This window comes from Desulfuromonas sp. (assembly GCF_002868845.1).
GTDB lineage: Bacteria > Desulfobacterota > Desulfuromonadia > Desulfuromonadales > BM501 > BM501.
This window is the reverse complement of sequence record NZ_PKUB01000037.1, coordinates 1-3,760: the sequence shown is the minus strand read 5'-3', so window position 1 is coordinate 3,760 and position 3,760 is coordinate 1. Positions and strand designations below refer to the sequence as shown.

At 64.1% G+C, this 3,760-nt stretch carries 5 protein-coding genes; all 5 read right to left on the bottom strand.

The window, feature by feature from the left end; all coding sequences use genetic code 11:
* Positions 1-291: 291 nt before the first annotated feature.
* The 5 genes from hisG to C0617_RS10750 all read right to left on the bottom strand — a co-directional run bounded on the left by hisG (position 292) and on the right by C0617_RS10750 (position 3,509).
* Complete coding sequence (hisG, locus tag C0617_RS10770; protein WP_291317031.1) at positions 292-1,167, bottom strand: ATP phosphoribosyltransferase; 876 nt, start codon at positions 1,165-1,167, stop codon at positions 292-294.
* A gap of 13 nt (positions 1,168-1,180) precedes the next feature.
* Positions 1,181-1,561 carry a phosphoribosyl-AMP cyclohydrolase gene (gene hisI, locus C0617_RS10765; RefSeq protein WP_291317030.1) on the bottom strand — a complete coding sequence of 127 codons (381 nt, stop codon included), beginning with the start codon at positions 1,559-1,561 and terminating at the stop codon, positions 1,181-1,183.
* Positions 1,562-1,643: 82 nt separating this feature from the next.
* Positions 1,644-2,555, bottom strand: coding sequence for a 4Fe-4S ferredoxin (locus C0617_RS10760; RefSeq protein WP_291317029.1), 912 nt, complete (start codon positions 2,553-2,555; stop codon positions 1,644-1,646).
* 149 nt (positions 2,556-2,704) lie between these two features.
* A complete protein-coding gene (locus tag C0617_RS10755) occupies positions 2,705-2,836 on the bottom strand; it encodes a hypothetical protein (protein ID WP_291317028.1) in 132 nt (43 codons plus the stop codon).
* A gap of 19 nt (positions 2,837-2,855) precedes the next feature.
* A complete protein-coding gene (locus tag C0617_RS10750) occupies positions 2,856-3,509 on the bottom strand; it encodes an arylesterase (protein ID WP_291317027.1) in 654 nt (217 codons plus the stop codon).
* Between the last annotated feature and the right edge of the window lie 251 nt (positions 3,510-3,760).

Here is a 3,760-nt window from a genome sequence, read left to right as displayed (position 1 = left end):
GATAAATGGGCAGGTAGCGCCGTGTGTGATTAAGGAAATTGCGTAGGGTGGGTACACTGAAGGGTTGCTCAGGTACACACGTTCAGGGGCGTTCCGGGATGCAGGCGTTCTCGTACGAAGGGTCGATCCCGCTCCGGGGCGTGGTTCGGTTTGGCCGGGGGAAAGGGAGGTCTCGCCCGGTCATCTCGGGGCAAGGGAAAAGGACCGGGTCTCCAGGGGCTTTTCAAGCAGCAAAAAGCGAGGGCGGCCCATTGGGCCGCCCTCGGCTGTTCGGAAGCGGGAAGGTCTCTTTCAGATGATCTTGTTCAAGGGGTACTCGACGATCCCCTCGGCTCCGAGTTCCATCAGTTCGGGGACGATGTGGCGCACCTCTTTCTCCGGCAGGATGCTCTCGATGGAGACCCAGTCCGAGTTGAAGAGGTGGGAGACCGTGGGGTTGTTCAGAGAGGGGAGAACCTTCGTGATCGCCTCGACCTTGTCGCCCGGGGCGTTGAGCGTCAGCCCGACCATCCCCTCGGCGCTCAGGGCCGACTGGAGCATGGTGGCGATGCGTTCGATCTTGCCGCGCTTCCAGGGGTCGGCCCAGGCCGCCTGATTGACGATCATGACCGGAACCGACTCCATCAGTTCGGAAACGATGCGCAGGCCGTTGGCCTTGATGGTGGAGCCGGTCTCGGTCACCTCGACGATGGCCTCGCACAGCCCGTCGACCACCTTCGCTTCGGTGGCGCCCCAGGAGAACTCCACGTTGACGGGGATGTTACGCTCGGCGAAGTAGCGCTTGGTGAAGCCGACCAGTTCGGTGGAGATGGTCGTCCCGGCGAGGTCCTCCGGCTTCTGCACCTTCGAGTCCCCGGTCACCACCAGCACCCAGCGCGCCGGTCGGCGCGAAACCTTGGAGTAGACCATTTCGCAGACTTCGATGACGTCCGAGTCGTTCTCGCGCACCCAGTCACGGCCGGCGATGCCGACGTCGATGGTGCCGCGCTCCACGTACTTGCTCATTTCCTGGGGGCGGATGAGCTTGCAGTTCATCTCCTCGTCGTCGATGGACGGGAAGTAGTTGCGCGAGTGAACGGTGATCTTCCAGCCCGCCTTTTTGAAGAGCTCGACGGTGGCGTTCTCGAGGCTCCCCTTCGGGACGCCGAATTTCAGTTCCTTGCTCATGGCAGAGTCCCCCCTATTTTTTCTTGTAGACTTCGTCGGGGTCGAAGAGGGGGTTGCTGTGCTCAACCCACTGGCCGTCCTCCCAGCGAACGTAGAAGCAGCTGCGGTTGCCGGTGTGGCAGGCGGCGGGGCCGTTCTGCTTGACCTTGATGACCACCGTGTCGGCGTCGCAGTCGGTGAGGACCTCGACCACGTCCTGGGTGTTTCCGGACTCTTCGCCCTTCATCCAGTACTTTTGGCGGGTGCGGCTGAAGAACCAGGTCTTGCCGTCGCGCAGAGTGTTTTCGAGGGTCTTCTTGTCCATGAAGGCGACCATCAGCACTTCGCCGTTTTCGTGGTCCTGGATGATGGCGGGGATCAGCCCGCCCATCTTGTCGAAATCGATGTTGATCACTGGCACAACCTCCGGCTTGGGGTGAAAAAAGTGTGGGAAAACCGTTCCTTGATAGCACCCGCACGGGGCAGTGTCAACCTCTTTAGGGGCTGTCAGTGGTGGCCCTCGGGCGGGGGGCAGGCGTGGTCTCCAGGGGGTTGCGCGATTCGCAGGGGATGGCGACCTGGCACAGGCCGCAGGGGGTGGCGTCGATGCCGAGGATCTTCCGGGCATGGACCGCCGTCACTCCGCGGATGTACTTGAAACACCCGGCCTTGTCGTGGCCTTCGCGGGTGATCGCCCCGACCGGACAGCGGCTGATGCAGACCCCGCAAGTTCCCCGGGCGTAGTACAGGCACCAGTCCGTGTGCGTTTTGTAGGGGCGGGGGGTGGGGGCGATGGCGATGCGAGCCACCACCGATCCGCAGCGCATCGCCTTGCCCCGTGCGGTGATCAGGCCGTCGGAGAGGCCGAAGGTGCCCAGGCCCGAGGCGTAGGCCGCGTGGCGCTCCGACCAGTTGGAGGCCAGGCCGAGACGGTCGGACATGCGGTAGTCGAAGAGGGGTGAGAGGGCCGGGGCCGCGGCGGGGATGCCGGCTTTCTTGAGGACTTCCGCCAGATGCCGCCGCAGCTCTTCGTTGAAGATTTCGCCGAAATGGCGCGAGCGGGTCCAGCGCTCGGAGGGGACACCGGATTCCCGGCGCTGGTCGGCCCGGGTCGCGGCGGTCTGGGGAAGGACGTAGCTGATCACCGCCAGGTCGCCCGCCGCCGCGTCCCCGTCGGGATAGCCCTGCTCGAAGGCCTCCAGGGGGGTCCACAGGAAGGGGCCGATGTCGCTCTTGAACTGCGCGTAAAGGGGGTCGTCTCCCCGGGAGAATCCGACCAGGGGCGGTCCCCAGGACGGCTCTCCGCTGTCGTCTCCGAGGGTGTTGGCGGGGCTGCCTGCCACGAAATCCCGAACCGTCTCCCTGATCCAGGCGGCCGGGTCTTCAAATGGTGGAGGCGCTTGTTTCATGCGTCCCCGCCGTCGGTTGCCCGGGCCTCCACCTCGCGGAAGGTGGCATTGACCTTGCCCGCCGCCACGGCCATGACAATTCCCTGAATCGCGCCGATCTCAGCCTCGTTCAAACCCCTTTTCCTGGCGACGCCAAGGTAGTGGTCCATTCAGGGCGAGCAGCCGGCGGCCATGGCCGCGGCGAGGCCGACGATGGCGGTGGTCTTGCGGTCCAGAATCGTTTCGTCGCGGACCGTGTTGTAAAAGGCGTCGAAGGCTTTTTTCGGCTTGGACGGCAGCATGGTCCCTCCTTCGGTGGGGCTATCCCCCCTGGGCTTTTCGAATGAGTGCGGTCAGGGCCTCGGCCAGTTGCCTGTAGCCCTCGGCATTGGGGTGGATGGGGTCGCTTTTCAGGCTGCGCTCGGTGAGGATGTCGGTGAGGATCTCTTCGGCATAGGGGAGGCGGTGCTTTTCGGCGACCGATTCGTAGAAGGGGGCGGCGCGGGGGAAGAGGCCGAACTGGGGCACTCCGACCAGGACCACGTCGGCCCCGTGGGCGCGGGCCAGTTCCACCATCTTCTGCAGGTTGGCCTCGGTCTGCCGGGGATCGAGGCGGCGCAGAAAGTCGTTGCCCCCGTGGCAGAGGACCACCAGCTGGGGCCGGTGCGCCTTCAGCAGAGCGGGGAGTCGGCGCAGCCCCTCGGCAGAGATCTCCCCCGGTACGCCGGCGTTGACCACGGTGAAGCCGGTGAGCGCCTTCAGGACGGCGGGGTAGGATGCCTCCTCTTTGGCGCCGGTGCCATAGGTCAGGCTGTCGCCAAAGGCGAGGACGACCGCACCGGGCGCCAGTGGCGCGATTCGCTCCGGGCCCTTGCACGCTGGAAGGAGCAGGAGGAGCATACACATCCAGACAACTGGATGGCGCCGGGCGCCGATTTGTCTGCGGAAGTCGGAGATGTCGGAAAAGTATTTCATGGCTCTGAAAAAGGGAGTTTGACATTTATTATAGTTGGTTTGGAGGGGTATGGGAACAGGTCTTTCCCTCGTCTCCACTCGGGCGGTCCCGGTCGAGGGAAGGCGGGATCGGGCTTGAACCGGAAAACGGACCTTGACGGGTCCGTTTTCCGGTTCAGGTGAGCAACGGTTATTTATTTAGTGGCCGAACCGCAGGTGGAGACCGCCACGGTAGCTTCGATGAAGGTCGTGCAAGCAGACGTACACCGAAC

Coding starts and splice junctions, on each gene's coding strand:
- hisG (WP_291317031.1), bottom strand. CDS start 1,167: ATGAGCAAGGAACTGAAATTCGGCGTCCCGAAGGGGAGCCTCGAGAAC.
- C0617_RS10760 (WP_291317029.1), bottom strand. CDS start 2,555: ATGAAACAAGCGCCTCCACCATTTGAAGACCCGGCCGCCTGGATCAGG.
- C0617_RS10755 (WP_291317028.1), bottom strand. CDS start 2,836: ATGCTGCCGTCCAAGCCGAAAAAAGCCTTCGACGCCTTTTACAACACG.
- C0617_RS10750 (WP_291317027.1), bottom strand. CDS start 3,509: ATGAAATACTTTTCCGACATCTCCGACTTCCGCAGACAAATCGGCGCC.